The 26,733-nt window shown below is 48.8% G+C and carries 25 protein-coding genes and 1 riboswitch; of the genes, 21 read left to right on the top strand and 4 right to left on the bottom strand.

Annotated elements, in window-relative coordinates:
• Positions 1-5: 5 nt before the first annotated feature.
• The 6 genes from ACU70B_RS10090 (at position 6) to ACU70B_RS10065 (ending at position 6,021) form a co-directional block, all read left to right on the top strand.
• Positions 6-1,955: a methyl-accepting chemotaxis protein gene (locus tag ACU70B_RS10090; RefSeq protein WP_447183416.1), complete on the top strand. Its 1,950-nt coding sequence runs from the start codon at positions 6-8 to the stop codon at positions 1,953-1,955.
• A 38-nt stretch (positions 1,956-1,993) separates the two neighbouring features.
• On the top strand, positions 1,994-3,565 hold the full coding sequence (locus tag ACU70B_RS10085) for a chemotaxis protein CheW (protein ID WP_447183415.1): 1,572 nt from the start codon (positions 1,994-1,996) through the stop codon (positions 3,563-3,565).
• Positions 3,543-4,592, top strand: a complete 1,050-nt coding sequence (locus ACU70B_RS10080) for a protein-glutamate methylesterase/protein-glutamine glutaminase (RefSeq protein WP_447183414.1) — start codon at positions 3,543-3,545, stop codon at positions 4,590-4,592. The genes ACU70B_RS10085 and ACU70B_RS10080 overlap by 23 nt, the downstream gene beginning before the upstream one ends.
• Before the next feature lie 87 nt (positions 4,593-4,679).
• Positions 4,680-5,069: a response regulator gene (locus ACU70B_RS10075; protein WP_447183413.1), complete on the top strand. Its 390-nt coding sequence runs from the start codon at positions 4,680-4,682 to the stop codon at positions 5,067-5,069.
• 10 nt (positions 5,070-5,079) lie between these two features.
• Positions 5,080-5,556, top strand: a complete 477-nt coding sequence (locus tag ACU70B_RS10070; protein ID WP_447183412.1) for a chemotaxis protein CheX — start codon at positions 5,080-5,082, stop codon at positions 5,554-5,556.
• A 3-nt stretch (positions 5,557-5,559) separates the two neighbouring features.
• The gene (locus ACU70B_RS10065) at positions 5,560-6,021 is read left to right on the top strand and encodes a chemotaxis protein CheX (RefSeq protein ID WP_447183411.1); all 462 of its coding nucleotides are present in this window, start codon (positions 5,560-5,562) and stop codon (positions 6,019-6,021) included.
• Here the strand turns inward: ACU70B_RS10065 and ACU70B_RS10060 are convergent.
• Both ACU70B_RS10060 and ACU70B_RS10055 read right to left on the bottom strand, forming a co-directional pair.
• Positions 6,018-7,454, bottom strand: a complete 1,437-nt coding sequence (locus ACU70B_RS10060; RefSeq protein WP_447183410.1) for a sigma-54-dependent transcriptional regulator — start codon at positions 7,452-7,454, stop codon at positions 6,018-6,020. The two genes, ACU70B_RS10065 and ACU70B_RS10060, sit on opposite strands and share 4 nt — an antisense overlap.
• Before the next feature lie 90 nt (positions 7,455-7,544).
• Entirely contained in the window at positions 7,545-9,569 is a 2,025-nt protein-coding gene (locus tag ACU70B_RS10055) for a PAS domain-containing sensor histidine kinase (protein ID WP_447183409.1), read from the bottom strand.
• A 501-nt stretch (positions 9,570-10,070) separates the two neighbouring features.
• Between ACU70B_RS10055 and ACU70B_RS10050 the strand changes: the two genes are divergently transcribed.
• From ACU70B_RS10050 to ACU70B_RS10020, 7 genes are all read left to right on the top strand, one after another.
• Positions 10,071-11,597: a YifB family Mg chelatase-like AAA ATPase gene (locus tag ACU70B_RS10050; RefSeq protein ID WP_447183408.1), complete on the top strand. Its 1,527-nt coding sequence runs from the start codon at positions 10,071-10,073 to the stop codon at positions 11,595-11,597.
• A 320-nt stretch (positions 11,598-11,917) separates the two neighbouring features.
• On the top strand, positions 11,918-13,333 hold the full coding sequence (locus ACU70B_RS10045) for a sensor histidine kinase (protein WP_447183407.1): 1,416 nt from the start codon (positions 11,918-11,920) through the stop codon (positions 13,331-13,333).
• Complete coding sequence (locus ACU70B_RS10040; RefSeq protein WP_447183406.1) at positions 13,272-13,913, top strand: accessory gene regulator ArgB-like protein; 642 nt, start codon at positions 13,272-13,274, stop codon at positions 13,911-13,913. The genes ACU70B_RS10045 and ACU70B_RS10040 overlap by 62 nt, the downstream gene beginning before the upstream one ends.
• A complete protein-coding gene (locus ACU70B_RS10035) occupies positions 13,894-14,025 on the top strand; it encodes a cyclic lactone autoinducer peptide (RefSeq protein WP_447183405.1) in 132 nt (43 codons plus the stop codon). Before ACU70B_RS10040 ends, ACU70B_RS10035 begins: the two co-directional genes overlap by 20 nt.
• Before the next feature lie 151 nt (positions 14,026-14,176).
• Complete coding sequence (locus tag ACU70B_RS10030) at positions 14,177-14,509, top strand: phage holin family protein (protein ID WP_447183404.1); 333 nt, start codon at positions 14,177-14,179, stop codon at positions 14,507-14,509.
• 194 nt (positions 14,510-14,703) lie between these two features.
• Positions 14,704-14,982 carry a Sec-independent protein translocase subunit TatA/TatB gene (locus tag ACU70B_RS10025; RefSeq protein ID WP_447183403.1) on the top strand — a complete coding sequence of 93 codons (279 nt, stop codon included), beginning with the start codon at positions 14,704-14,706 and terminating at the stop codon, positions 14,980-14,982.
• Positions 14,983-15,008: 26 nt separating this feature from the next.
• A riboswitch (SAM riboswitch) is annotated at positions 15,009-15,108 on the top strand.
• A 72-nt stretch (positions 15,109-15,180) separates the two neighbouring features.
• Positions 15,181-17,679 (top strand): homocysteine S-methyltransferase family protein, encoded by a 2,499-nt coding sequence (locus ACU70B_RS10020; RefSeq protein ID WP_447183402.1) that lies wholly within the window; start codon positions 15,181-15,183, stop codon positions 17,677-17,679.
• Between the two features lie 62 nt (positions 17,680-17,741).
• Here the strand turns inward: ACU70B_RS10020 and ACU70B_RS10015 are convergent, their stop codons facing one another.
• On the bottom strand, positions 17,742-18,965 hold the full coding sequence (locus ACU70B_RS10015; protein ID WP_447182946.1) for an IS110 family RNA-guided transposase: 1,224 nt from the start codon (positions 18,963-18,965) through the stop codon (positions 17,742-17,744).
• Positions 18,966-19,270: 305 nt separating this feature from the next.
• On the opposite strand from ACU70B_RS10015, the gene ACU70B_RS10010 reads away from it, so the two are divergent.
• From ACU70B_RS10010 to ACU70B_RS09980, 7 genes are read left to right on the top strand one after another with little or no spacing between them, the layout of a single operon-like run.
• On the top strand, positions 19,271-20,491 hold the full coding sequence (locus ACU70B_RS10010) for a homocysteine biosynthesis protein (RefSeq protein ID WP_447183401.1): 1,221 nt from the start codon (positions 19,271-19,273) through the stop codon (positions 20,489-20,491).
• Positions 20,492-20,508: 17 nt separating this feature from the next.
• On the top strand, positions 20,509-20,931 hold the full coding sequence (locus ACU70B_RS10005; RefSeq protein WP_447183400.1) for an NIL domain-containing protein: 423 nt from the start codon (positions 20,509-20,511) through the stop codon (positions 20,929-20,931).
• A gap of 9 nt (positions 20,932-20,940) precedes the next feature.
• Positions 20,941-21,720 carry a UPF0280 family protein gene (locus tag ACU70B_RS10000; RefSeq protein WP_447183399.1) on the top strand — a complete coding sequence of 260 codons (780 nt, stop codon included), beginning with the start codon at positions 20,941-20,943 and terminating at the stop codon, positions 21,718-21,720.
• Positions 21,707-22,621 carry a cysteine synthase A gene (gene cysK, locus ACU70B_RS09995; protein WP_447183398.1) on the top strand — a complete coding sequence of 305 codons (915 nt, stop codon included), beginning with the start codon at positions 21,707-21,709 and terminating at the stop codon, positions 22,619-22,621. The genes ACU70B_RS10000 and cysK overlap by 14 nt, the downstream gene beginning before the upstream one ends.
• An 18-nt stretch (positions 22,622-22,639) precedes the next feature.
• A complete protein-coding gene (nadE, locus tag ACU70B_RS09990) occupies positions 22,640-23,386 on the top strand; it encodes an NAD(+) synthase (protein WP_447183397.1) in 747 nt (248 codons plus the stop codon).
• Positions 23,387-23,417: 31 nt separating this feature from the next.
• Entirely contained in the window at positions 23,418-24,086 is a 669-nt protein-coding gene (locus tag ACU70B_RS09985; protein WP_447183396.1) for an isoprenylcysteine carboxylmethyltransferase family protein, read from the top strand.
• A gap of 20 nt (positions 24,087-24,106) precedes the next feature.
• Positions 24,107-24,862, top strand: coding sequence for a YebC/PmpR family DNA-binding transcriptional regulator (locus ACU70B_RS09980; RefSeq protein ID WP_447183395.1), 756 nt, complete (start codon positions 24,107-24,109; stop codon positions 24,860-24,862).
• A 125-nt stretch (positions 24,863-24,987) separates the two neighbouring features.
• On the opposite strand, the gene ACU70B_RS09975 is transcribed toward ACU70B_RS09980, so the two are convergent.
• Positions 24,988-25,650 carry a hypothetical protein gene (locus ACU70B_RS09975; RefSeq protein ID WP_447183394.1) on the bottom strand — a complete coding sequence of 221 codons (663 nt, stop codon included), beginning with the start codon at positions 25,648-25,650 and terminating at the stop codon, positions 24,988-24,990.
• A 292-nt stretch (positions 25,651-25,942) separates the two neighbouring features.
• Between ACU70B_RS09975 and ACU70B_RS09970 the strand changes: the two genes are divergently transcribed.
• Positions 25,943-26,503, top strand: coding sequence for a hypothetical protein (locus ACU70B_RS09970; protein ID WP_447183393.1), 561 nt, complete (start codon positions 25,943-25,945; stop codon positions 26,501-26,503).
• Positions 26,504-26,733 lie beyond the last annotated feature (230 nt).

Here is a 26,733-nt window from a genome sequence, read left to right as displayed (position 1 = left end):
TGATTGTGGCCAAGAAGTTAGAGAAGCCAACAAGCATGGAGGTTAATGAAAAAACCGGAATTGCGGTAAAAAGAGAGAGTGACGACGAAATCGTCCGCAAGCGGGAACAAGCCCGGAAAATGGCTCAGGAAAAAGCCAGGGCACGAACTCTGGCCAAACAGCAGGCCATGGCGGAAAGGATTGCAGCCGCATCAGAACAGCTGCTGGCTGGGATTGAAGAATCCAATGCTGCGGCTCAGGAATTTTCCCGTCTCATGGACGAACTAACTTCCAATGGCCAGCAGGTAGGCAGCAGCAGTGAAGAAATGCGGGCAGCAGCGGTGCAGGTGAACCGTTCCGCCGTAGAACTGGAAAAAAGCCTGGGCTTATTGAACAATAATGCCCGGAACGGTACCGACGCTGCCCGGGAATCGATTGTTGCTATGGAGGGGATGGTAAGCCAACTTAAAGAAGCTGCCGACAAGAATTCCCAGTCAGGTAAACGCATAACGGAATTGGAAGTACAATCTCAAAAAATAGGCGACATTGTCCAGGCAGTAGTAATGATTGCCGACCAGACTAATCTGCTGGCTCTGAACGCTGCCATCGAAGCCGCCCGGGCCGGAGAACATGGGCGGGGGTTTGCCGTGGTGGCTGATGAAGTCAGGAATCTGGCCGAGACATCGGAGCGTTCGGCCCGGGATATCCGCGGGGTGGTAGACGAGATACGAACCGGAGTAGAAGTAGTGGTTCAGGACATTAATAGCGTTGTTGATGAGTTTAACAGCATGCAATCTGACTTGGAAGAAACCAATAAAGGCTTTGAACGGATGGGGACCCTTTTCGGCCGCTACGCGGAGATGGTCTATCAGGATGCCAGGCTGTCCAATGAACTGCAACAGATGTCGGATGAATTTCTGGGGGTAGCGGAATCTATAGCAACCGCTTCGGAGCAAATTTTGGCCGGTACTGAACAATCGTCCAAAGCGGTAGCCGAACAGAGTAAGGCGATCAGTGAAGTCAATACTGCTACCCAGGAACTCACGGAGATGGCAGAAGAGCTGAAAACTTCCACCAATATAAACAAATCGGCGGAAGAGGTGGCGGCTACGGCGGAAGAACTCTCAGCCAATATTGAAGAACTCAGTACGTCGGCAACCCAAGTGGCCGGCGCCCTTTTGCAGATGGCCGACGGAGCCAAATTGGTTCTGGCCGAAAGTGAAAAAGCGGCCGCCTTTGCCGAGGGCTGCCAGGACAAGGTAAATGAAATTATCAGGATTGCCGGGGAAGCGGCAGATATCAATCAGGAGATAGCCCAGATGTTAGAAGACTCACGCATAGCAGCCCGCGAGGTATGGCAGCGGCTGCAGGGCTGCATCAAATCCTATGATGCTACCAACCAAGCCATTGAAGCCTTACAGGATAAAATTCGCCGGATTGAAAAAATCGTTGATACCATAGAGAATGTCTCCATTCAGACCAATATGCTGGCGGTCAACGGCTTTGTGGAGGCAGCAACTGCCGGTGAGCACGGGCGCGGTTTCTCGGTAGTGGCCGGAGATATCAGAAATCTGGCTACCGAATCGGCGGAAAATGCAGATAAAATTAAAGACCTGGTCAGGGATATCCAGATCCAGATGAGTAAAGTAGCCCTGGAAATATCCCAGTCGGAAACAGCATCCCGCAAGGCTGAAGAGCAAGCCGGCGTGGCTGCTCAGAAAAACGGGCTGGTGACCAAGGAACTGGAGGATATTTACAGAAACCGGGAAGTGTTAAACAAATGCATCGACGAGAGCCAGACAGCCATAGCTGAAGATGTAAAAGAAGCAAAACGGGTGGCTGAGATTATCAACGCTACGGAGGAAGAGGTGGAAGAGGCTTCGCGCATTGCCCAGGAACAGGCTAAAGCTATTAACGAGCTGGCCAATTCAATTGAAGAAATAGCTTCTATTGCCGATGAAATGCAGATCAACTAATGTGGGGAGAATGAGATTCAATCAAGGAGGGATTTTAAATGAGTGCTGATAATATGTTCTCCTCCGATGAAATGCAGCTGGTTACCTTTACTCTGGGACAAGAGAACTTCGGTATTGATATCATGAATGTACAGGAAATCATAAGGATTCCGTCAATAACCATGGTACCCCAGGCTCCCCCCTATGTAGAGGGGGTAACCAACTTGCGGGGAGAAATCCTGCCGGTGCTTGACACCAGGATAAAATTCGGTATGGAAAGGATAGCGCGTGACGTCTCCAGCCGGATCATTGTGGTGGATGTGGGAGGAAAAAAAGCAGGTTTAAGTGTTGATGCGGTATCGGAAGTGCTCCGGGTGGAAAGCGGCCGCATAGAGGCAGCGCCGGCTTTGGTTTCAGGGGTTGACGCCGGTTCGGTGGTTGGAGTGGTCAAGGGTAATGACGGTAAAAGCCTGGTAATGATACTGGAAGCAGGAAACCTATGCAGCATAGACGCAGATGCAGATAATGAAACCGGCGCCATTAAAGCAGGAAGCGACAGCAGTAAAGGGGTAGTGGAGAAAAAACTGGAAGAGGTGCAGCTGGTATCATTCCTGCTGGGGCCAGAAGAATTTGCTCTGGAGATAGAGAGTGTCAGGGAAATAATACGCTATCCGGATATTGTAAAAGTGCCCAATATGCCTGCGTACATCAAAGGAGTAATATCCCTGCGGGATAACCTTATGCCCATTATTGACATGCGCATCAAACTTAACACCGCCAATGACGGTATTACCGACAGCACCCGGGTGGTAGTAATCGATGTTGATAATGCTCGTATTGGCCTGGTGGTAGACCGGGTCTACGAGGTGGCCCGGATTCCCAAAGACACCATCTTTGCCCCACCCCAGGCCTTGACCGGTGAGAATGGCGACCGTTTGAAGGGGATTGCCAGGGTTGAAGGGGGCAAGCGTATCATTATGCTGTTAGACCCCGGTGACATAATGACCCGGGAGGAGCTTGAGGATATAGGCACCTTGGAAAACGCGGAAGCAGGAACGGCGGAAGAAGAAGAGGGGCTCCTGGATGGGCTGGATGAAGAACAGATGGTGGTTTTTAAGCTGGCGGACGAACAGTATGGAGTGCGAATCACCCAGGTACAGGAAATCAACCGCTTGGCCAAAGTAACCAAGGTGCCTCGCGCCCCCCGTTTCGTCGAAGGAGTTATCAACCTGCGGGGAGATGTGATTCCGGTCATTGATTTACGCAAGCGTTTTGAAATCGACTATAAGGATTACACTGAATTTACCCGGGTCATAGTCAGCGATATCAACAATAAAAAAGTCGGCATAATTGTTGATGAAGTGCTGGAGGTCCTGCGCATCCCCAGGCAGCTCCTGGAGGATGCTCCGGATATACTGAGCAACCAGCATTGGCAAAGCTTCATGGATGGTATAGCCAACCTGGAAAACCGGATGATAATGATGCTTAACCTGGAAAATATACTGGTGGAAAAAGAATGGCAGAAGCTTCAGGAAATGAACCATACGGAAAAGGCCGGCCGCCCATCCAGGGCAGGCAAACTTAAAAAACAGGGCAGGGGCGAGAAGCTTGATAAAAGTACTGATAGCTGATGATTCTGCTTTAATGCGCAAAACCCTTAAGAGCATACTGGAGACCGATGCGGAAATGGATGTGGTAGCTGTTGCCCGGGATGGCAATGATGTAGTGGAAAAAGCGCGGGAGCACAGGCCCGATGTTATCACCATGGATGTCAACATGCCGGGACAGGATGGGATAACTGCCCTCCAATACATAGTTCATGAAAAAATCTGTCCGGTAATCATGGTATCGTCTCTTACCCAGGAAGGGGCGGTGACCACCTTTGAAGCGCTGGAACTGGGGGCATTTGATTTTATAGGCAAGCCGGGGGGGACCGTTTCCAGCGACATGAACAGCGTGGCCGGCGAGCTTATAAATAAGATTAAGCTGGCGGCCAGTATCAAGCAGAACGGCAAGGCAGCGGAACGGTTGTATCGGAGCCGGAATAAGCCGGAATTAAAGCTTAAAGCCCCCCGGAGCGGTAAAATAACAAAGGCTGTAGCCATGGGAATCTCTACCGGAGGCCCCAAGGTTATTTATGAAGTTCTGCCCCTGCTCCCGCCCGATATTAACGCTGCATTATTCCTGGTCCAGCATATGCCGGCCAACTTTACCACCACCTATGTCAGGAGGCTCAATGAATCCTGCCAGCTGGAGGTGGTGGAAGCCCAGGCAGGCATGAAGGCGGAAAAGGGGATTCTGTATGTGGGCAGCGGAGGGCGCCATCTTAACCTGGTAAAGAGTTCTGGCGGAGATGTACTGATAAGACTTTCCAGCAAACCCGACCATTTATTTATACCCTCAGTCAGCGTGATGATGGATTCGGTATTGAAGATTTACGGTTCCCGCACGGTGGGGGTGATAATGACCGGAATGGGAAACGATGGTGCCGATTCTATGGTCAACATTCGCAGAGCCGGAGGAATAACCATTGCCGAGTCCGAAGAAAGCGCTATTGTTTTTGGCATGCCGGGTGAGGCCATAAAACACGGAGGGGCGGAAATAGTAGCGCCTATATGGGATATCGCCCGGGAAATAATTAAAGCGGTTGATCGCTGATAAGGAATTGAAAAAATGACGGTTTGTCGGCCGCAGGTTAACCGGATTTATACTGATTTTTAAGGATTCATAGTAGGGGGATTTATCATGAAAGGTTTACGTAAGGATGGAAGCGCCGTCAGAGTGATGACGGTAGACGATTCTCCGGTGATTCGCAAGCTGATTAAAAAAGCGCTGGAGCCGGAGGGTTTTGCAATCATTGGGGAGGCGGGAAACGGCAGGGATGCAGTGGAACTCTGTTTTAAGCTTAACCCCGATATTATTACCATGGATATTACCATGCCGATAATGGATGGTCTGGAGGCTGCCCTGGCTATCAAGGAAAAAAATCCCCGGCAGAAAATTATTATGCTCAGCGCCATGAGTGATCAGGATATCGTTGCCGACGCCATGTCCCGGGGGATAAACCATTTCTGCTCCAAGCCGTTCAAAGCTGAAGATATGATAGCGAAGATTTTACAGGTGATAAACGAATAGGGGTGAAAGAGTGGAGCTTACGCAAACAATTGCGCCATTTGTCAGGGCCAGTAATAACGTTTTTAAGCAAATGCTGGATTTGGGAATAAACAAAGGCCAGGCCGAACCGGAGGGGGACAGCTTTATCTCGCAGGGCTTTACCGTCATGATAGGTTTGACCGGAGGCTGGCATGGCTGGTTTTTCCTTGACATGAGCCAGGATACGGCAATGAAATTGGCCGGTATCATGACCGGGGAGGAGTACGAAACGGTGGAAAACGAAGAAGTCCTGCTGGCGGGCGCAGAGATTGCCAATATCATCAGCGGCAATGCCATTACCGATATCAACAACATTCGTTCCGGCCTTAATATCCGTCTGACCCCGCCCAGCGTCTTTGCCGGTGAGGGTATGAGCATGTTTAACGTCAGGCTGAACGCTTGTTCGGTTCTTTTGCAGACCGATGCCGGCAACATTAAGCTCAACGTGGTAATGAAGGAGGCGAAATAGCCTGTGGATATCAAATATGTAAATGCCTTTATTACCGCTTTGATTGAGATATCGGGGATGCTGGGGATAAACAGCCTGACCCGGACAGGACTGGATAAGCGGGAAAAACTCAAGACCGAAAATGAGGTTAATGTCATTATCGGTCTGGTAGGGGATATCAGGGGAAATGTGGTATTGTCCCTGCAGGAAAATACCGCCGTCAATATTGCTTCCAAAATGATGGGGGGTATGCCGGTTACGGAGTTTGATTTAATGCCCAAAAGCGCGCTCTGTGAACTTTCTAACATGGTCAGCGGCAGAAGCGCCAGTGAACTGGAAAGAATGGGGGTCATAGCCAGCATTACTCCCCCTACCCTGATTCACGGACATAATATGATATCACTTATCAGCCAGGTGGAAACCCTGGTAGTTAGATTTTCAACTGCAGAAGGTATGTTGGAATTGAATATTGCCATGGAGGATTAATTGTTCCGGTTGGCTATACACTGCAGGCGATAATAAAGCGTACTGCGGGCTATGCCCAGATAGCGGGCGACGGCCGTTTTATTTCCGTTGTGCATTTTAAGAGCCCGCAGGATGATATCGTCTGATAGTTTATGAAGGGGCATGGCATCTGCGGGCAGAAAAAAATCGTCGGGAAGCAGGGGCTTTTCCAAGCTGCTTTCATAGTTATCGCACCGAAGGTTTAATCCCATGCTGCTCAGATGGCTGGCTTTTATCCGGGTATCGTCGCACATGAGCACTATCCACTCAATGACATTGCGCAGTTCCCTGATATTGCCGGGCCAATTGCAGCTTTCCATAATGCGGGCGGCCTCGGGAGTTATTGTTCTGAAGCGCCGCCCCGACTGCTCGGATATTTCAGCCATAAACAGCCTGGCCAGGGGCAATATGGCTTCCGGTTGTTCCCGCAGGGGAGGAACAAAAACATAGCCGGTATTCAGGCGGTAGTAGAGATCCTGCCTGAAGGCGCCCTGTCTTACCAGTTGTTTCAGGTTTTGGTTGCTGGCGCAGATGATTCTGACATCCGTCTTTACCAGCGACAGCCCGCCTACCCGATAAAACTCTTTTTCCTGAATCACCCGCAGCAGCTTGGCCTGCTGGTCGAGGGGCAGCTCCGATATTTCATCCATGAACAGAGTACCCCCCCGGGCCATATCCAATTTTCCCTGCTTGCCCCGGGGGAGTCCCCCGGAAAAGGTACCGGGCTCGTAGCCAAAAAGCTCGCTTTCAAAAACATGGGCCGGCAGGGCCGCGCAGTTCAGAGCGATGAAGGGAAGCTGCTCTCTTTCATCACCGTAATGAATATAGCGGGCTACCAGTTCCTTGCCGGTTCCGGTTTCACCCTCGATCAGCACCGGAATAGAGCGGTTATAATGCAGCTTCAAGGCCAGGGCAAAGATATTTTTCATACCTTTGGAATAGATTCCGACTGTGTTCCCGGAGGCAGCGGAAGGATTAATGGTAATATTCCGGTTTTCATTGTTTTTATAGCTGCAAACAGAATCTTCATCATTGGTTTCATTTATCTCGACCTGATGCCGGGCTACCCTCTCGGTGGTTCTGACCAATTCCTCAACGTCCAGGGGCTTCAATAAATAATCGAAGGCACCTGAGCGGATGGCGGCGATACTGCTATCCATATCGGCGAAAGCGGTAAAGAGAACCTTATCCATATTCCTGGCTTCAGGCATTAAGGAAAGCTGTCTCAATAAATCCAGTCCCGACATTTGGGGCATACGGTTATCGGTAAGCAGCATATTAAACCGCTGGGCGCTGATAAGATTAAGCGCTTCCTGACCATTACTGGCTTCTACCACATGATGGCCCATTTTACGCAGAAAATCGGCTGTATGTAAACGACTGCGAGCTTCATCGTCAACGATGAGAATGTCCATGCTTGCCACCTCCATGGTTACATGTATAACAGTATTTAGACGCTTACGTAGTTCAAATTATGGATGTGTGGGCATATTTATCGGCCAAAATTATATAAAAGGAGGTAGTTTTATAGTGAAGCTTGCCCCCCCATCCCCGTTGTTATTGGCTATAACCCTGCCCCCCATGCGGGTTATAACAGTATGCACTACCGACAACCCCAATCCCATTCCGTGGCGGGAGGCTTTGGTGGTAACAAAGGGCTCAAAGATATAGTCCAAAATATCCTCATCGATGCCGATGCCATTATCAATGATTTGCAGAACTACATGATCTGCTTCCGGATAGGTGCGGCAGATCAGCTCTTTATTATTATGTTCGACCCTGTCCAGTGACTGCATGGCGTTGGTAAACAGATTTACCAGTACGGCATCCAGACGATTCAAATTAGCGTTGACCGGAGGGAGATCCTCCGTCAGCTCGGTTGTGACATTGATTCCATGCGCTGCCAGCTGCCGGCTTAATAATCTTAAGGTTCGGGTTACGCTGTTATTTAGATTACAGGCTTCCAACTCCGGTTTTTCACTAAGGCTGGCAAAGGAACGCATATGGCGGATAATCTCGTCAATCCGGCGCATTTCTTCTGATATTTCATCTAATTTGTCCAAGACCTCCCTGGCATAAATCCGGTAAGAATTGCTATGCCAGTAGCGCAGACCTTCAACTATCATTTTTATCGAGTTTAACGGCTGGGCTATCTCATGGACAATGCCTGCGGACATGGCACTAAGTGAGGCCGATTTTTGCATAGCCGCATTAAGCTCCTGTAAACGCAGCTGCTCCTGCTTAAGCTTTTCTTCTCCGGTTATGTCGGTAAAAATAGCAACCCTGCAGGCTAATTCCCCCTTCTCATTATGGAGGGAATTGATTGAAAGCAGGCAGGGAAAGGTATTTCCGTCTTTACGGCGAACCGTAACATTGCCCCGCCATTTTCCGGTTCTATGCAGGTTTTTCCCCATTTCCCCTATTGGCCCATCAGTCAAAAGAGATAGGTTGAAACTGAAAAAATCCGTCCCCACTACTTCGTCAAATTTATAACCGGTTAACAAGGTAAAAGTCTGATTGACCCAGTTGATCTTTTCCGGGGTGAAAACCATAACCCCTTCAGATATTATATCGATTAACCGGATGGCAATATCCAGTCTTAAGTTTGCTTTCTGGCGCCCCAGGGCGTCAATAAAAATCTCCGACATAATTCTTATAAGGGTAATATCCTGTTCCGACCATGCCCGCCGGTCTACCGTGGCGTAGCCCAGAAAACCAAGCAGGTTTGTTTTGTAAAGCATGGGCAAAGCCATAATCGACCCGGCTCCTTCTCCCAGCAGCCGGTTAACCTCGGCCGTGGTCAGAGCTAATGAATACTCCCATCTAGCGGTATTATGGGACGAATATAACTTGCTTATCAGATCGGAGAAGTCTGACAGGGTAGTTGCAGTAAGCATGGTATCAGGAGTTTGGCTGCCGGCCGCGGACCATTGGCAGGTATGCAGTATACCCTGGCCGTTGCCCTTTAGCAGAATGACAAAGCCATCGTCCGCGCCTATAAAATCTCCTATATATCCGAGAGTATTGCTTATTTCCGAGTAAATTTCAGTGCGGTCCAGGCTGATAAACCGAACTGCCGTATTATATAACAGTTTTTTAAAGGCGTTTTGATAATGCAGAGCTTCCTGTAATTCCTTTTCTGCAGAAATATCGGTAATAAAACCATAATACAGGATGAACCCTTCATCCGGATATTGCGCCTGGCGAACCGTGTATCTGATCGGCACCAGACTGCCGTCTTTACGCCGCAGCAAGCGGTCTGAGCGAACTATTTTGGTTTTCCCTTTTATGATGCGGGAAAGAGATTCCTCTTTTTTAGGGGTCAAGGCATGTATCCAGTTCATATCCCACAATTCTTCACTATTGTAACCGGTCAATTCCTCGAAGGCGTCGTTCCAGTATACTATGCGCCCATCCAGATAACCGGCCGCAAACGGATTGGCCGAACGGGATACGATATCCTCGAACATATTTTCGTATTTATCTATATAATTTTGCCTCATTTTTAATATTGAATGCTTTGAAGACATTTCAAATTCTCCGATAAAAATCGTTTCAACAAGCCGGACGGTTGAACCAAATAATCCCGTTGATATGTTTGTAAAACATATTAATATATTCTACATCTGCATCTTTTTACCTTTATATTTCTTTATCGTCGCAGGTTTCTGCGCACTGGTAAAACAAGGCGGATGTTGCGAATTTATCCGGAATAGCTATACCTTATTAATAATAATAATATTAGGCAGCCTTGACAATTGGCATTATTAGCCAATATCGCATAACTTGCTCCGGGTCGGGCCACAGCGTGCTGTCAAAAATTTAAAAGCTGGGGGGAATGTTTGAAACATGAACGGAAAAGCAGACACAGAGCTGTGAAAAGCCTTCCTGCGAGCGCATCCGGTATCCGAGACGGCGGATGGCGTGCGGCGTTCAGGACCATAATTTTGCTAATATGGTCTTGTGAGGGAGGATATTGGGCGCAATTTAGCGAAATCTCCATACCAGTATCAAGTGTGGAGTGAACCGCTATGCTCGCCACTGTGAACACCTTAGTAATAACCGGGATAGAAGCCAAGACGGTAAAGGTAGAAGTTGACCTAATGGCAGGGCTGCCTGGTTTCGAATTGGTGGGATTGGCCCAGGCCGCCCTGAAGGAAGCCCGGGAAAGGGTCAAATCTGCGCTAAAAAACTCGGGCTACGAATTTCCCAACCGTAAAATCATCGTTAACCTGGCTCCGGCTGATCTTAAGAAAGAAGGCAGCCATTTTGACTTAGCCATAGCTCTGGGCATTCTGCTGGCATCCGGGCAATTACTGAATCCCCCTGACCCTAACCTGTTTTTTTCAGGGGAACTTTCTTTAGACGGCAGCCTGCGCCCCGTACCCGGGATTCTCCCCATGTGCTTGGAACTGCTTAAAACCGAACCTGACCGTACCTTTATTATCCCGCCCGGCAACAGCCGGGAAGCTTCTCTGGTAAGCGAAGTCCGCTCACTGACCGCCGGCAATTTACGAGAAGTCTGTGCTTATCTGGATAACAATGCCGAACTTTCTGGCGTGAGCAGTGATAAAACGGTACCGCCAGGCGGCAGCATGCCTGATTTTGCCGATGTAAAGGGCCAGGAAACCGCTAAACGGGGGATTCAGGTGGCTGCGGCTGGTTCCCATAATCTCCTGCTGATTGGACCGCCGGGGGGTGGCAAGACCATGCTGGCCCGGCGCATGCCCGGTATCATGCCGGAAATGACCCGCGATGAAGTACTGGAAACGACCCGCATCTATTCCGTAGCCGGTCTGCTGAATCCGGATCATCCGCTGATTGACACCCGTCCCTTCCGGGCTCCGCATAAAAATGCCTCTTCCGCCAGCATAATCGGCGGGGGCCGGATACCCCGGCCAGGGGAAATTTCCCTGGCCCAGAATGGGGTCCTGTTTCTGGACGAATTGCCCGAGTTCGGCCGCGATGTGCTGGAAGCCTTGCGTCAGCCTTTGGAAGATAAAATAGTGACGGTAGCCCGGGCTCAGGCTACCCATACCTACCCTGCCGATTTTTCCTTAATCGCTTCCATGAATCCGTGTAGCTGCGGTTTTTACGGCTCAGAGCTGGAATGCACCTGCACCCCGCTGCAAATCCAAAAATATCTGAGCCGCATCAGCGGACCGCTCCTGGACCGGATGGATCTGCATATCGAGGTGCCCCGGGTAAATTATGAGCAGCTGCGGGATCGGGGCAACGGTCAGAGTTCGGCTGCCATGCGGGAAAAAGTAATCACAGCCCGGGAGATGCAAAAGAAACGTTTTGCCCGCCTTAAAATAAATCTTAATTCCCAGATGCGTCCGGCTGATGTAAAAAAACACTGCCGTCTGGACGATGAATCGGAAATACTCTTAAAGAACGCCTTTGACAAGCTGAAAATGAGTGCCCGGGCCTATGACCGGATTCTCAAAGTAGCCCGTACCATTGCGGACATGGAGGGTCGGGACAATATTCGATTGCAGCACTTGGGGGAGGCGCTGCAGTATAGGAGCCTGGATAGAAAATACTGGAGAAACTAAGCTGCCGAACCCTTTTAAAACATGCGGAACCGCTTTTTATCGGATATGCCTTCAAACCAGGCTGGCCATATTTTGCTTTCATCTTCTGACTGGAAAGGTATGCCCCTTTTAAAATTTGCAGACCTCATATTTCGTCTATATTTTTTTTGCCGTTCGATATTTCGATCTATTTATTGCATTTACAATAGGTCTAAAGTCCTTATAAAATTTTTTTCCATGAAAAAACAGGATATATGGGAGAATTTATTGAATGTAAAAAAGAGGATATTGTGGCATATTTCAGAAATAGTATTTAAACCTAAGAGTCTGGAGGAAGGCAATTGTACCAAACACCCCTGATGTTACTTGTTACCGGATTTGTAACCGGTTTTCTGAGCCCCTTGATTGGCTTATTGCTGGTCAATATCAAACCTAATTTATTAAGGTTAATTATAGTTGCATCATTTTACGGCATAGCAAACCTTATAGTTCGCAGCTTCCCAATTCCGTTTGGTACTCATTTTGTCATTTTGACAGTCGTGTTGTATATCATGATTATGGTGAGCTGGAAGTTAAGCTTTTTTAGAGCTTTAATACCCACTGTAATAGGCACACTGGTTTTGGTGCTGGGTGAAACCATATGCGTTTCCATGGTTATCAAAATATTAAAGATTAATATGTTAGACTTGTTGCAGGATTGGATGTGTCTCTGGTCTTTGATACCACAGGTAATCCTAATCCTGTTAGTTGCTGCAATCATTAATTGCTTTAACCTTCATGTTTTTGACTTTATTGTTGTGAATCCCTATGGCTTTGACAATGTTAATAATACCAGGTCCAATTTAGTTTCTATCCTTACGGGCGTAATGCTTATCCTGTTGATTTTTCAATTTCTCCTGAATTTCAGTATTTTATATGCCTTACCATCTAACTTTTTAGGTATTGAAATAGAAGATGCCGGTATCTTGAGCAGCAGCTTGATGGTAATAATTTTTTTAATGATAATTATCGTGATTAATCAGTTATTAGCATTATCTCGGAAGGAAAACGAATATCTGGTGCAACTGGCGTATCTGAACACCCTGGACGAGCTGTATACGGCCATAAGGGCCGAAGGGCACGACCGTATCAACCACCTGCAGACTCTGTACGGATTCGTGCAGCTTGGCAATCTGAACGAGACCCGGAAATACCTGGAGGAATTGATGGGGGACACCATTATATCGCAACATCATGCGGTGCAGGGCAATCCCGGATTATCTGCCCTATTCTACATCAAATCGGGGATTGCAGCCAGCCAGGGCATCCAGTTTAATCTCGAAATCCGGAGCGAGGTGGCCCAGATAGCCGTCCCCTCATATGAGTTATCCCGGATTATAGGCAACCTGATCAATAACGCCTTCGACGCGGTGGCTGATTTAGAAAGGGGTGACCGCTGGGTCAACGTCAGTATCTATGAACAGGGCGCAGATTATGTGTTCAAGGTCTCCAACCATGGCAATATTGACCAGCAGACAGCAAAAAACGCCTTTTCCCGCGGCTATACTACCAAACAGGGCGGCCACAGCGGAATGGGCCTCTATATAATAAGGCTATTGATAGAAAAATACCAAGGGAAAATAGTGCTTGAGACTGCCCAAAACGTAGTGGAATTTACCGCAGTCTTACCGAAATCTAAAAGGGAGTGGGAATTGGATGCATTATCTGGCCCAAAAACTGGCCCGGAGCTTAAAGGCGAACTCAGGGCCGACGGTTGACGAGGATGTGATTCGCTATGGGGCTGAGGTGATATTAGGAGCATTACTCCAGCTGGGCATTTTTTTAGCGACAGCTTGCTTGTGCGGCCTTTTTTATGAAATGGCCGCAATATTGGCGGCTTCGGCCTTGCTGAGACGTTATTCCGGCGGAGCTCATTGCAGCAAATACTATCGCTGCACGCTGTCGGGCTTGCTTACTTATCTTTTACTGGCTTATCTGGTGCGCTATGTGAGCCACGAATACTATATTTTCTGCCTGACTATCACGGCCTTAGTTGGTTATGGGGTAATTTACCGGTTGGCTCCGGTAGATAACCCGTCCAAAAGGATAGCCGACGCCATACAGCGGCGCGGCCTGAGAAACAAGAGCTATATAGCCCTAACTATTCTATTGCTGCTATCAGTGATATTCCGCCAGCAAGACTGTACGGTAGCGGCCCTTGCCATTCTGGTCGGATTATTGTGGCAGTCCTTTACCTTGACACCAGGAGGCGGTCTGTTTATTGCTGCCTGGGATAGATTCTTAACAGGAATCGAAGCACTATTTGAGAGGAGGAAACATGATGTTCCACCGGCTTAAGACTTTCATGTCCACTTCACTCGCAGTATTCTTTGCTTTCGTCGCAGCAAGTAACTTTCAGGTTTGTTGCCCTATAATATATTACCAACCGGAACTTCCGGAAAAGAAATAGCTGCTACATAGACTAAACCTTTGGCAGGCTAAAGGAGGCCTGCCCTTTTTTTATTTGCAATAATTTCATACTATTTTGATGATATTGAATAGTTATGCGTGTTAGAAGGAATCATAAAGATGAAAAATATTTTTCTTGGAAAGGAGTTTTTTTGGTGCTAGGTACGATTGTACGTTTTATAGTATCCGCCCTGGTTTTACTGCTAATAGGTTACCTGCTTCCCGGCATCACCGTATCCGGTTTTGTCGGCGCGTTGATTGCCGCCGTAGTTATCGCAGTTCTGGGATACATTGTGGAAAGTATCCTGGGGGAAAGGGTTTCTCCCCGCTCCCGTGGAATAGTAGGCTTTATTACCGCCGCCGTGGTCATCTATGTAGCCCAGTTTATTGTTCCCAGTTACCTGTCAGTATCATTGCTGGGCAGTCTCCTGGCAGCTTTCGTGATCGGGCTGGTGGATGCCTTTATTCCAACCGAACTTCGCTGAATAGAGAAGCAAATGCAAAAAAGACATATTTTTTTAACTTATAGACCAGTTTCTGCGCTGGTCTATAAGTTTTTAAACTGTCAATCGGGCAAGCTTGCTTGACATAAATGGAAAAGCATTGAACTTATGATTAAAGCAAAGTACAATGTAAAAGTAACAGGCTTTGACATGGAGGATTAATAGGGGGAAGGATTATGTATGGCTTCATCGGTAACATCGGACCATGGGAACTGGTATTTATACTGGTTATAGCTTTAATCGTTGTCGGCCCCGGAAAACTTCCCGAAGTTGCCAAATCAATGGGCAAGGCAGTAAACGAGTTTAAAAGGGCTACTACCGGAGTCAAAAAAGAATTCCAGGATGCAATAAAGTTCGACGAATCCCCGGTCGATAGACCTGCTCAGCCCATACCCCAGGAAATTAAGGCGGAAGATGTGGAACCGGAGGATAAAACGGAAACCAGCAATAATTAAAAATGCAGATTGTTATTTATAATATACTCTTATCCAGAGAGGTGGAGGGACTGGCCCGATGAAACCCGGCAACCGCCTGTTAAGGTATGGTGCCAATTCCTGCAGGAATATCCTGGCAGATGAGAGGCGATGATAATTTTGGCCCCTCATTTTTGGAGGGGCTTTTATTATAAAGCTTTTAAAGGGGGAGAGTTTAGAATGAAACCTGATTTATCGGATTTATTGAAAGAAAGGGTTTTGATACTGGATGGGGCTATGGGCACCATGCTTCAGGAGCAGGGTATGATGCCCGGGCAATGTCCGGAATTGTTCGGTATTGAGCACCCCCGAATGTTAAGCCACATACACCAGCAATATGTTGAGGCTGGCTCAGATATAATAGAGACCAATACCTTTGGCGGCAATCGCTTCAAACTGGCCGAGTACGGCCTGCAGAACCGGGTGGAGGAGATAAACGGCGAAGCGGTCGGCATAGCCCGCCGGAGTGCTGGCGGCAAAGCCCTGGTGGCTGCCTCCATAGGACCCAGCGGCAGATTGCTGTCGCCTATGGGAGATATGGATTTTGACCGATTGTACGATGCGTTTACTGAGCAGGTGGTCGCCTGTGAAAAAGCCGGCGCGGATCTTATCTCCATCGAAACCATGACTGATATCGGCGAGGCCAGGATCGCTTTGATAGCCGCCCGGCAGAATACCCGTTTGCCGGTTATAGCTCATCTTAGTTTCGAAAGCAATGGCCGCACCATGATGGGAACCGATCCGGTGACGGCCCTATTGACCCTGGAGGCTTTGCGGCCCCTGGCTATAGGCGCCAATTGCTCCGGAGGGGCCAGAGAACTGCTGCCGGTAATTGAAAGCATGGGAGACTATGCCAGCGTACACCTGTCGGTAGAACCCAACGCCGGTCTGCCCTTGCTGATCGACGGCGAAACAGTTTTCCCGGACAGCCCCGAGGAAATGGCGGAATATGCCCTGCGCTTGCGCGATGCCGGGGCTGGAATAATCGGGGGATGCTGCGGAACCACCCCGGCTCATATCAAGGCTATGGCCGGCGCCTTGCGGGGGGTGCCGCCCTCCAAAAGGATGAGGCGTAAAATTTTTGCGCTGACCTCCCGCAGCCGGCAGGTAGTGATTGGAAAAGAACAGAAGCCGGCTTATATCGGAGAACGGATTAATCCGACCGCCAGAAAAAAACTGGCCGCCGACATTGAAGCAGGGCAAATGCTGATGGTAGTAGACGAAGCTCGCCAACAGGTGACGGCGGGCGCACCGATACTGGATATCAATATGGGGGTACCGGGAATTGATGAGGCGCTGGCAATGAAGCAAGCGGTCGCTTCGGTTCAGGCCGCGGTAGATGTTCCCATAGCGATAGATTCGACTAATGCTGCGGCGGTGGAGGAAGCTCTGAAGAATTTTGTGGGGAGGCCGCTGATTAACTCGACTACCGGAGAAGACCGCCAACTGGATATTATTTTACCGTTGGCCCAAAAATATGGTGCGGCAGTACTGGGGTTATGTCTCGATGAGAAAGGCATACCCGACCAAGCGGAGGGCCGCCTGGAGATTGCTCGTAAAATATGCAAAAGGGCCAGAGAATATGGCCTGCGCGAAGAAGATATCTATATCGATTGTTTGGTCAAGACCGCCAGTGCCGAACAGGGGCAGGTTATGGAAACCATTACCGCTCTGGCCCAGGTCAAAGAACAATTGGGGGTGGGGACGGTCCTTGGGGTGAGCAATGTTTCCCACGGCCTGCCGGCCCGGGATATATTGAATTCAACTTATCTGGCTATGGCTTTACTGGCCGGTTTGGATCTCCCCATTATCAATCCCTTTGATGAAAGGATGCAGGATACCGTGATGGCGGCAGGGGTGCTGCTTAACCGCGATAATAACTGCTCTGCCTTCATCAATAAATACAGGGATCATAAGGGAGGGGCAAGTGGCGGCGGCAAACCCCGGCACCATATATGTGAACGCTGCAACATACCTGAGTTGATTGCCACACCGGTGCAAACAGCCAGTGAATCAGACAACCATACGTCCGCCTCCGGGAACAGAACCGCATCAATTAATGAACAGTTAAAAATGGCGGTCCTGGAGGGAAACCAGGAAGGGATTATGAAATTATTGGATAAGGCCCTTAACGAACAATGCCTGGACCCGCTGGTCATTGTTAATCAGGGCCTGATCCCCGGAATAGAAGAAGCGGGGGAGATGTATGACCGTAAGCAGTATTTTTTGCCCCAATTGATGATGGCGGCAGAAACCATGAAAAAGGCCTTCACCATAGTTAAACCGCTGTTAAATCAGCAGGCCGGCCAAAGCAGGGGGACGATTGTTATGGCTACGGTTGAAGGGGATATACACGACATCGGCAAGAATATCGTCTGTGTTTTGCTGGAGAACTATGGATTCAGAGTAGTTGATTTGGGCAAGGACGTAAAGCCTGAAGTAATTATTGATGCCGCCGAAAAGGAGAATGCAGACATAATTGGGCTCAGCGCCTTAATGACCACTACCATGCCGGCTATGAAAAAGGTGATTGAACAGGTGCGAACGCGGGATTTGAACTGCAAGATCATGGTAGGGGGAGCGGTACTGACCCCCGAATATGCCGAAAGCATAGGTGCTGATGCCTATTCTGAAGATGCCCGGGCGGCTGTACTGGCAGCCCGGAAACTATTGAATTAAGACGTGCTATGAAAAGTCAATAGGTTTAAAAAAGTTCTTTGACAATCACATAGAGATTCCGGTTACCCATTGGGGTTTGTGGGCGACCAGGTATAATTCGGGTCAAAGGGGCGATTTTCTTTCCAAAGAGAATAGATCAAATGCACCAAACGCCGCGCTACAGCTCCGGTAGCCACACTCGAATGCTTGCCCTGGCTGCACTTCAATTCGTAAAAAGCTTTCAGTTCCGGATTGAATCTGCGGGCCGAAACGGCAGCCAGCCATAGGCTGTTGCGTAAAACAGGGGAGCCCCGTTTAGACATCCGATTACGGGTGCCCTCAAACTGACCCGAAGAGCGAACCGTAGCATCAATACCGGCATAAGCCACCAAAGCCTTGGCATTAGGGAATCGACTAATATCGCCCACCTCGCCAATGATGGCAGCAGCCAGTACAGGACCGATGCCAGGAATGGTCTCCAGAACATGGCGGTAAGGCGTATCAGGGCTGGGGCGCATTTCCTCCATGACCTGGTTGATGGCTTCCTCAATGACAGCGATCTGATCTTCAATGAATTCAACCTGTTCAACCATAAGGCGGAGTTCTAGAGTAAAAGCGTCCAAGGCCAGGTTAATCCCAAACGTACCCTTGGCCAAAGCCTGAATCTGTTCAGCCCGTTCTGCACCGAGGCGGCCGCGGGAGTGCTGCTTAAGAAAGCCAGTCAATTCTGAGATATCCAACTCGGCGATTTCCTCGGGTTCACAATAGCGCTTAAGCAATTCCTTGGAAGTGCGAATAAAGACATTAGAAAAGCACTTGGGGTATTCAGGAAAGATCCGGTCGAGGATACCAAGTACCCTGTTCTTTAAAGCGCCGATCTGGTGCACAAATTCAATTCGAATACGAGAGAGGGTTTGCAGCTTCATTACCGTTTCCGAAGCCAGATTGGCTTCAGGGGCAAGACCAAGACGCAGCATCTCAGCCAGGAGCAAAGCATCCTTCTCATCGGTTTTGATTTTGCGAATGTAGAGATTGCGCAGGGCATCAGACTGAATAGGATTAATAACGCTAACCTTATAGTCCAGCTCCTTAAGATGGCAATAGAGAGCTAACCAGTAATGCCCGGTAGCTTCCATGCAGAACCGAACTCCATCAGGAGCAACTTCTAAACCATTGATCGCTTGCAAAAGCTTTTCAAACCCCTTGTGAGTATTCTCGATAAAAATCTGCAAAACCGGTTTACCTGTCTCATCAACCAGGCAAAGCTCGTGACGGTGCTTGGCGATGTCAATACCTGCATAGAACATACTAACCCCTACTTTCACAAAATACGGCAGGTTCCCTTTAGCCCCTACGAGCCTCAACCTTGCGCGTAACTCGCAGCATGCGGCAAGCCGCATCAACAACGTGCTCATTCGAGTCCTCTCGTACGGGTGGGGCTTCACTCTTAATTTCGGGACAGAGCAATACTTCCCAAGGAGGACCTTCGAAGCCCCCTGCCTTTACGAGAATATTTATCCGAGTTACCCCGGAATTCCTATGTGATTGTCAAAAGAACTAAGCTTTTTGATTTAGGTACGTCTAACTACAATGTACAAGGGAGGAGAATTGGATGGCATACCAAAAGACCTATGAGGAAATCAATGCGAAGATAAAACGGGGCGAAGCGGTAGTAGTAACGGCGGAGGAAGTCATCGACATCGTTGCTCAGGAAGGACCGGAAAAAGCCGCCCGGGAAATAGATGTGGTTACCACCGGCACATTTGGACCGATGTGTTCTTCCGGAGTTTTTCTGAACTTCGGGCATTCCAAGCCTCGCATAAAGATGAAGAAGGTATGGCTCAACGGGGTTGAAGCCTATGGCGGGATTGCTGCCGTCGATGCCTACCTGGGAGCGGCCCAGTTGCCGGAAAACGACCCTGAAAACAAGGTTTATCCGGGCCGTTTCAGCTATGGAGGGGGTCATGTTATTCACGACCTGCTGGCAGGCAGGGACATACGTCTGGAGGCAGTTGCTTATGGCACCGACTGTTATCCCAACAAAAAAGTAGATACGGTCATCAGACTGGAAGACCTTAACGAGGCCATTTTGTTTAATCCCCGCAATGCCTACCAGAACTACAGTTGCGCGGTGAACTTGAGCGAACGCACCATATACACCTATATGGGCATCCTTAAACCGCAGCTGGGCAATGCCAGCTATTCCACCTCGGGGCAATTAAGCCCGCTGCTGAATGACCCTTATTATAAGACTATAGGGGTGGGAACCCGGATATTCCTGGGCGGGGGGACAGGTTATGTGGCCTGGAACGGCACCCAGCACCATCCCAATGTTTTGCGGGGCGAAAACGGCGTTCCCAAAGTCGGCGCCGGTACCCTGGCAGTCATAGGCGATTTGAAGCAGATGGACCCCAACTGGCTGGTAGGCTTAAGCTATATCGGTTATGGCGCCACCATGGCGGTGGGCATCGGCATACCCATACCGATTCTGGACGAAGAGATACTGTGTTATGCCGCGGTCAAGGACGAAGATATCTATTGCCCGATAGTAGACTACAGTGAGCAATACCCTTATGGAAAAGACATGGATTTGGGCTTTGCCAATTTTAAGGAACTTAAAAACGGCAGGATAAATATTAGGGGCAAGGAAGTAATTACCACACCCCAGTCCAGTATTTTCAGGGCGCGCAAAATTGCCCGCATCCTGAAAGAATGGATACAGTCAGGCAGCTTTGAATTGACTAAACCGGTTGCCCCGCTGCCTTCAGCTGATGCCGCTATTGAATTTAAATCCATCCCCGAGCGCAGCCCGAATGGTAATAATAAACGATAGGAACAGGAGGGAGCAGTATGAAAAACAGGGTAGTCTGTTATTTTTCCACAGCACAGTCAGAGCAGCCCATTATTTATCAATTGATTAAAAACTACGATTTGATAGTAAATATACTAAAGGCGGACATCAACCCCCAAAAGGAAGGCTATCTGGTAGTAGAGCTGGAAGGCGGCCGGGAGAAATACAAGGCCGGGATTGATTACCTGAAAAGCCTGGGTATAAGTGTTGAGCCCCTGAGTGAAACCGTAATCTGGAGCGAGGAGACCTGTATTCAGTGTGGCGCCTGCCCGTCATTTTGTCCCACTCAGGCCTTAAACCTTGACCGGGAGACCATGCTGGTATCGTTTGATAACTCCAAGTGCGTTATCTGCGGTATGTGTCTGGATTGCTGCCCCACCCGGGCTATAAAGCTGTATTTTGAAATCAGGGAAGCAGTATAGTGCTGGCCTATGGATAGAGAGCAGAACTATGTGGACCGAACCTACCGCTCCCTGCATCAGGCCGGCGATCTGCATTATTTTAATATTCGATTCAAACAAAGTGATCTGGCTATCGGGGTGGACTTGGCAAGCTACTCCGATAGCCTCCTGCCGTTATGCCAAAAAGCATTGCTGCGCATGCGGGGGGAACTGGAGGATTATATCAGGCTGCAGCCGGAATTTATGAGCTCGCTGGCACCGATTCAGCTTCTTCCCGGAGCACCGGAATCAGCCCGGAGAATGGCGGCGGCAGCCTTTATGGCCGAGGTGGGGCCTATGGCGGCAGTTGCCGGGACATTCGCCCAAGCCATGGGGGAAATATTAAAAAACCGGTGCCGGGAATACGTGATTGAAAATGGGGGGGATATCTATATACGCACCTTACACCCCCGAAGTGTGGCGGTTTTTGCCGGGCCTTCACCTTTCAGCTACAAGATTGGGGTAAAAATATATCCCGAAGAAGGCCCTTTAAGCATTTGCACCTCTTCCGGCACGGTGGGGCCCAGCCTTAGTTTCGGCCAGGCTGACGCGGTGGTGATAAAAGCCGGAGACGCCGCCCTGGCAGATGCGGTGGCGACTGGCGCCGCCAACCGGGTTCAAAATGAAAATGATTTGATTAAAGCCATTGATTACGTGAAGAATATTAGCGAGGTAGCAGGCATTCTGGCCGTCAAAAACGACAGGATGGCCGCCTGGGGCGCAATAGAACTGAAACCATTGACAGGGAGGCGGGACAATGAAAACAGCTAAAAATGTGCTGGAACTGATTGGGCAGACGCCGATTGTAAGTCTAAACAACATGGGGCATACCGGTGCTGAGGTTTATGTAAAACTGGAGGGCTTTAACCCGGCCGGAAGCATCAAAGACAGACCGGGGCTATATATGATCGAAAAAGCGGAAACCCAGGGGGAATTGAGCCGAAATTCTATCATTTTGGAAGCCACCAGCGGCAATACCGGCATTGGCCTGGCTATGGCCGCATCTCTGAAAGGCTATCCGCTGGTTATAGTAATGCCTGAAAACATGAGCGAGGAGCGCAAGAAGATTCTTAAGGCGTATGGGGCGGAGCTGCTGCTCACACCTGCAGCCGAGGGCATGCCGGGAGCAGTAAAAAAAGCCCGGAGTATGGCCGCAGCCGACCCCAGATACTTTTTGGTGAAGCAGTTTGAAAATCCTGCCAATGCCGAATGCCACGAAGTATCGACCGCCCGGGAAATATTGGAGCAGATGGGGAAGGACCTTCATGCCGTAGTCTGCGGGGTCGGCAGCGGTGGAACCATAACCGGAATAGCGCGGCTGCTGAAGCAGGAAATTCCAGGGATAAAGATAGTTGCGGTAGAACCGGCAAATTCCGCAGTATTAAGCGGGAATCCTGTCGGTTCACATAAAATTCAGGGGATTGGGGCAGGATTTATTCCCCCGGTGTTGAATTTAGAATTGATTGACAATATTATCCCTATCCGGGATGAAGATGCAATATCGACCTGCCGCCGCCTGGCTCGCCAGGAGGCGCTGCTTTTAGGTATATCATCCGGTGCTGCTGTTTTTGGAGCTTTGCAACTGGCCCGCGAGCTGGGGAAAGGTAAAAAAATTCTGGCTATTGCTCCGGATAGTGCCGAAAAGTATATGTCTACAGAATTGTTTGATTAGGGGGAGGAATGTAAACCCATGAACTGTGAAGCTGTGGTTCAACATCTGGTCAACTGGCTGCAAGAAAAAGTACGTGAAGCTGGTGCCTCGGGTGTGGTACTGGGCGTCAGTGGTGGTATTGACTCGGCTGTAGCGGCAGTCCTGGCCAAAAAGGCTTTTCCCGACAACTGCATAGCTCTGGTCTTGCCCTGCGAAAGCCATATCGATGACCTGGTGCACAGTCAGGTGCTGCTGGATAAGTTCGGGATAGCCTACCGGGTGGTGGAACTGGATAATGCCTATCAGCTTCTGGTAACCCAGTTCGAGTCGTTTTTAAAAAAGGACGGCTTGAAAGGGCGGCTATTACGCTCCAATTTAAAACCCCGCCTGCGTATGACGACCCTTTATTATTCGGCTCAGGCCAGGGGCTATCTGGTTCTGGGCACAAGCAACAAGAGCGAAATCACAGTGGGCTATTCCACCAAACATGGCGATAGTGGAGTGGATGTTCAAATCCTGGGGGATCTGGTCAAACGGGAGGTGCTCGAGTTAGCCCGCTACCTGGGTATTCCTTCGATTATTGTCAATAAACCTCCTTCCGGCGGACTCTGGGAAGGTCAGACGGACGAGGAGGAAATGGGTGTAAGTTATCGGGAACTTGACGACTATATCCGATATCAAAAAGGTGAACCGGAAATAATTGCCCGTATCGAAAAGCTCATCGAGAGCAGTGCGCATAAGCGGCAGATGCCGCCGGTAGCGTTGATTCCCCGGGACTTGCGTTAAAAGTCAACCGCTTCAGGGAGGAACAGATGTTTTGAATAGCAGAATAAAAAATGTAATTATCCGTATGGTTATATCCATCATAGTGTTTATCTATATAAGCTATCTGGCCTGGCAAAGCCTGCCCCGATTTGATTTTAAAGTAATCATGGCTTTTTTTGCTGTTTTCCTAACCTGGTCCGTTATCGAGACGCTGATTTACAAAGACCCCGATACCCTGGCCGCAGAAGATGGAGATCGGCGTTCTTACATATATCTGCAGCTTTCATCACTCCTGGTTCTGTTTTATGCCTTGATGGATTTTATGGAATACCATTTCAGCAGAATAAATGCACTGGAGCCGGGTATTATAATTGCCGGGTTTGTCGTTTTTATCTTAAACTCGGTTCTGCGTTATCAGGCCATTACTGCCCTGGGAGCATTTTATAACCCCCGGGTGGCAATCTACCAGGAGCATACTCTTGTTACCGCCGGTATTTACCGCAGTATAAGGCATCCCATGTATCTCAGCGCCATTCTCAATGTTATAGCGATTTCCCTCATCTTCAGCTCCTGGGGAGCTCTTCTGATAATGCTGTTTGCGGTTTTGCCCGCAGTGGTTTATCGTATTAAAATAGAGGAAGAATTCCTGCTCAAACACTTGGGAAGCGAGTACCAGGCGTATATGGAGCAGAGCAAGAGAATGATTCCGGGAATCTGGTAATCAGTTAAGGAGGTACATGAATGTCAGGACATTCAAAGTGGGCCAATATTAAGCACAAGAAAGCAAGGTCCGATGAGAAAAGAGGAAAAGAATTTACCAAAATAGCCAAGGAAATAACCATAGCCGTCAGAACCGGCGGCGGCGGCGACCCGGAAGCAAACTCCAAATTAAAGCTCGCGGTTCAAAAAGCAAAAGCAATTAACATGCCCAACGAAAATATTGCCCGGGCGATTAAAAAAGGTACCGGCGAGATGGAAAGCGAAGCCATAGAGGAAATCCTATACGAAGGCTATGCCCCGGGAGGGGTGGCTATAATGCTGGATATTGCTACTGATAACCGTAACCGCACCGCCTCGGAAATACGCCATCTTTTTTCCAAAAACAATGGCAATCTGGGTGAAAGCGGATGTGTAGCCTGGATGTTTAAAAGGGCCGGTTTTATTAGTATAAGCAAAGAGGAACCGGCCATGGATGAAGAAGGACTGATGCTGGCCGCCCTGGATTTGGGGGCCGACGATGTTCGCGAAGATGGGGAAAGCTTTGAAATCATAACCTCTCCGGAAGCTTTCATGGAGGTCAAGGAAGGGCTTGAATCTCAGGGAATTAAGCTGGAAGATGCCGATATTGTAATGCTGCCGGAGAACAGTGTGGAAATCAATGACCTGGATACGGCCGCCAAAATAATAAAACTGGTTGATTTACTGGAAGACCACGACGATGTGCAAAACGTATATACCAACATATCCATACCGGACGAAATTATGGATAAGCTATAGCATGCAGCGAGGATAAAGGGAGCGGGAAGCATAAGCCTCCCGCTTTCTATCGTCCCATAGAGAGCCGTCCCCATGGTGGTATAAAAGCCGCTGCTAAAAACTTTTAATCGGCTTCTTTATTTTTATTAACCCCGGGGCAGTTCCAGCCGCAATTCACCATTGACCACGCTGGTTTTAATCCTGTATTGGTCGGTCCCGGTTGCCAGGTGGGACAGCAGATTTTTCAGGCTATGATTCTGCTCCGCGGCTGAATTTATAAGACCCGGTAACTCAGCCTGCAATACCAGCCGGTTTTGCTGGCTGTATATTTTAAGCGGCAGCTCCACTACAACGTTCTCCGTCTCCCTGGCCGGAAGCGGGTCGGAAGCAGAAAGGATATCTACCGTCCTGGCCGGCCAGCCTTCGAATTCGCTAAAAATGTTGCCCGAGGCTTCTTCCCGGTGTTCTACGGTTTGCTCCAGCTCGACTTGCACCGGGGACAAAGCTGCATCCTTATCAGCCCAGATGCCTTCCGTTTTAACTGCTTCTTCTATTTCCTTAAAAAGCTCATCCCAGTCTCTGTTCTGCCTGCTGCGGGCAAGCAGTTCCCCGGCATAGGCTTCATATTCCTGCAGCCATACGTCGTCAAACAAAACCGGGCTATGCTTGCCGTGGATAATCGGGTCGGATAAGTCCGTTTTCTTCTGCTTAGCTTCTGCCGGCATCTCCCAATGGGCCAAGACCGGGTCGATAATCCCATACCCCATCTGTTCAATAGTTAAGAAAGTCTCCTCCAGCATCTTTTTCATAACCTTCGCCTCCTGGATAAAAATTTTCCGTATATCCCATACCTAATCCGATTCCGCTGGCAAAAAACCCGGTTTTTTAGAAAATTCAGAATCTATTTGACTTTTATTTGACTTTCATGTGTCTATTATAAACCATTAAAATCGATTTTATGCAAGCTGAAATTGATAAATTTGCTGTAATGAAAAAGCAAAACAACAAATAATTGGAATAAACCAATAACTTTATGCAATTAACACCTGTCTGTATAGGGCAGGAATCAATTGGAAAGAATAAATTAGGAGGTGAAAAGTAGTGAAAAACAAAAGGATCTTAACCATAATGGCAGTGGCTGTAATTATTGCCGGAACTGTTAGCGGCTTTATCTTAAGCGACATTTTCACCAGTGTAAGCAGCGAAAAAAAACCGGTAATTGAAATAGGTGATAAAGGCAAAGTAGTTGGAGCCCGGACCAATATAATCTATGAAAGGGAATACGAGAAATGCGGGCATACCGTGGTTTCCCCTTTTAACCGGGCCAAAGACCTGGAAGGAAAAGACCTTCATCAAATCCGGCGCGTCTACAGCTCCGACCTGGGTTACAGCATTAGCTGGCAGGGTGACACCCTGATTATACGCCAGCGTATAAACCAATTTTGCCCGGCTGACAAGGATGTATACCGATTAAAGGAATATAGGGGTATGGTAGCCGTTTACCGGGGAATAGAGCAGGAGGAAGTATTGGAAAGAGTGACCGAAATCCGTATGGACTTGCTGCCGGCTCCGGTTCAGGAAGACATAAAGTCGGGTAAATTCGTTTTTAAAGACCGGGCCACCCTGAACGATGCCCTGGAAAACTTCGATGAATACTTGTAACGCTCTTCCATTCAACCGGCAGCCGGGTCATAAAAACTTTTTTGACGCGGAATACAGGGGACCCGCTGGGAATAACGCGGAAAAGTTTAACCCACTTCCCTGAGATTCCGCGTGTTTCGCGTCTGTCGGCTTGTCAATCCCTCTGTTCTTCGCTATTTTACTTCACTTTAAATTAATCGGGTTATAGTAGTTGCGCCATTTTTAAAGTAATATATAAGGTAGTATTTTTA

The organism is Syntrophomonas curvata (genome assembly GCF_052976825.1).
This window is presented reverse-complemented; position numbering and strand designations above follow the sequence as displayed.